This is a genomic window from Microbacterium sp. Bi128 (assembly GCF_918698205.1).
Map to the genome: position 1 here is coordinate 1 of NZ_CAKKMM010000797.1, position 2317 is coordinate 2317.

The following is a 2317-nucleotide window of genomic DNA, read 5'->3' on the forward strand; positions in this document are numbered from 1 at the left end:
GAGTAAAGCATCGGCCTCCGCGGTCGAAGCGTCACACCGGTCCCAGATCGACTGATCGTCCAGGACGTTGCCCATGCCCGCGATGAAGTCGTGGGACCAGCGGCGGACCTGCTCCACTGATACGTCCTTCAGCCCCAGCAGGTCGATGAGGTTCTGCGAGGCCACAGGGGCGGCATAGTCGCGGTTCAGGTCCGCCTCCTCTGGGCCAAGCTCGGCGACATTCTCAAGGTAGGTTTCGGCGTTGCGCTCAAAGACCGGGCCCCAGACTTCCTTGATGGACTTGGGACGAAGCACAGGATTTACCGGTGCCCGGTCTACTGAATGCTCCGGATCATCCTTGCGCAGCATCGGCTGGGCACCGATGGCCCGGGTCATCGTGGCGCCGGAAACGTTGGCGGTGAAGATCTCCTGATCCTGTTCCACCGTGTGGCAGCCGGCGTAGTTGGTGACGAGGAACTTGTTAACCTGCGGAACCCAGGCGACCGGCGACTCTGCCCGCAGCCGGGCATAGGTCGGGTAGGGATCCGATGCAAGTTCGGCCACGTCAACCCAGTCAGCCACGGCGTAGTCGGCGGCGTCCTGAGAAGCGGTGGTGCGAGCTTGATCGCTGCTGCCGGGAACCGAGGCCGCGTCATCGCTTCGGGTCTCCGAGTTCCCGTGGTAGGGGCACTGTGCGGCTTGTGTCGTCATTGTTGTCTTACTCCTACTGGCACGTCGTTGTGTAGCCGGTCCTACTGGCACTTCCTTGTGTAATCAGTGTCACAGGCAATCTTTCTCTAGTAAACTGCGAATATCAGTAGAAGTATTTCGATTCTTTAGGAGAAGTGATATTCGTGCCGAAATTCACGTTTCGTCAGCTCGAACTCTTCGCCGCACTGCCGGAACACACCACCCTGGGATCCGCGGCGCAACAGCTCCACATCTCCGAATCCGCGCTCTCGCATGCCATCAGCGAGCTGGAGGCAGCGTTGGGGGAACAACTGTGCATCCGGAGGAAGGCCAGGGGCATGCACCTGACGCCGACTGGGCGCCACTTCGCGAAGCGGGCCGGGGAACTGCTTCGCGAGGCCAGCGCACTGGCAGACGGATTGGGTGAGATCCGCGGCGAGCTGAAGGGGCCGATGTCGCTGGGCTGCTATACGGGCCTGGCAAGCAACGTCCTTCCCGCCGTGCTTGAAGGCATGGCAAGCCTGCACCCCAAAGTCGAAATCAGCATCACGGTAGGAGACCACGCCGACCTGTTGCCGGCACTTGAAGATGGAACCCTGGACACGGCCATCGTCTACGACATTAGCTTGCCAGCGGACGTGGAGCGCAGGGTCATCTACAAGACCGAAGTCATGGCCGTTCTGGGGGCCAACGATTCACTTGCTGAAGAGGACGACGTGGATCTCGCTGATCTGGCGACCAAGCCACTCATCATGCTCAACACGGCCCCCAGCACGGAATATACGCAGTTGATGTTCGCTCAGCGTGGGCTCAAGCCAAACGTGGGTGCAGTAGTCCCGCAAATCGATCTTGTCCGGGCGATGGTCGGGCGGGGGCTCGGCTACAGCCTCTTGATGTCGCGGCCCAATCAAATCCCGGTTTCCAGCGAGGGCAAGGGACTCGTGACCCGGCACCTTCGCCCCCGCGCCGGCCAGACCTCCGTCGTTGCGGTCTGGCCAAAAGAAACGATGCTGACTGCCCGGGCACTGGCTGTCATCCAATATGCAGTCGAGGTCCTGGACGCCATTGAACCCGAATAGCGACCGCCGGGCGCAAGAAGACTCAAGACCGAGGGTCGGCGCCCGCCCCATTCCTGGACGGTTTCAGGCTGCGTTGCGTGCTGACTCTCGAGTGGACGCCTGGATAATGACCACGTAGTTCCGGAAGCAGGAACGCTCTCTTACCAGGCGGACCGCTCCCGGGATTCCCCGAACGGCACTTCTTCACTGAGTTCTAGGACGTACCGGCCTGCGTGATGGCGGGTGACCAAAATGCCGGCGGGCCGGCGGCTCAGAGCCACTTCGACGAGCGACGACTCAGCCTCGTTCAGTAACTTGTCGACAAGATTTGGGTCAGCAGTGGACACCTCGCGCCACCCTTCCGAATATTCCGGGAGAGAAGGGCTTTGATCGTGTACCGCGGATCTGGTCGGAGTCGGGGTGGGGAGTACCGTCAGATGGGACATAGTGTGACGCCATCCCCGCGCAGGAACAGCCTGCGGTCAGCCGTTCCGTTCTCGATCACCCAAATCAGATGCCCGCGATCTCCGACCGCGTCTACCCATCCGGCGTACTGGAGATCCCCCAGACACACCTCGACGCCGTCGCCT

Annotated in this window: 1 protein-coding gene and 1 pseudogene; one reads left to right on the plus strand and one right to left on the minus strand. The window is 61.5% G+C overall.

The features are described 5' to 3' along the window. Nucleotides 1-690, minus strand: a pseudogene (locus LQV45_RS26380) (hypothetical protein); the annotation flags it as partial. Between the two features lie 143 nt (nt 691-833). Here LQV45_RS26380 and LQV45_RS26385 point away from each other — a divergent pair. Next, nucleotides 834-1748 (plus strand): LysR substrate-binding domain-containing protein, encoded by a 915-nt coding sequence (locus LQV45_RS26385; RefSeq protein ID WP_230009662.1) that lies wholly within the window; start codon nt 834-836, stop codon nt 1746-1748. The last annotated feature ends 569 nt before the right edge of the window (nt 1749-2317 follow it).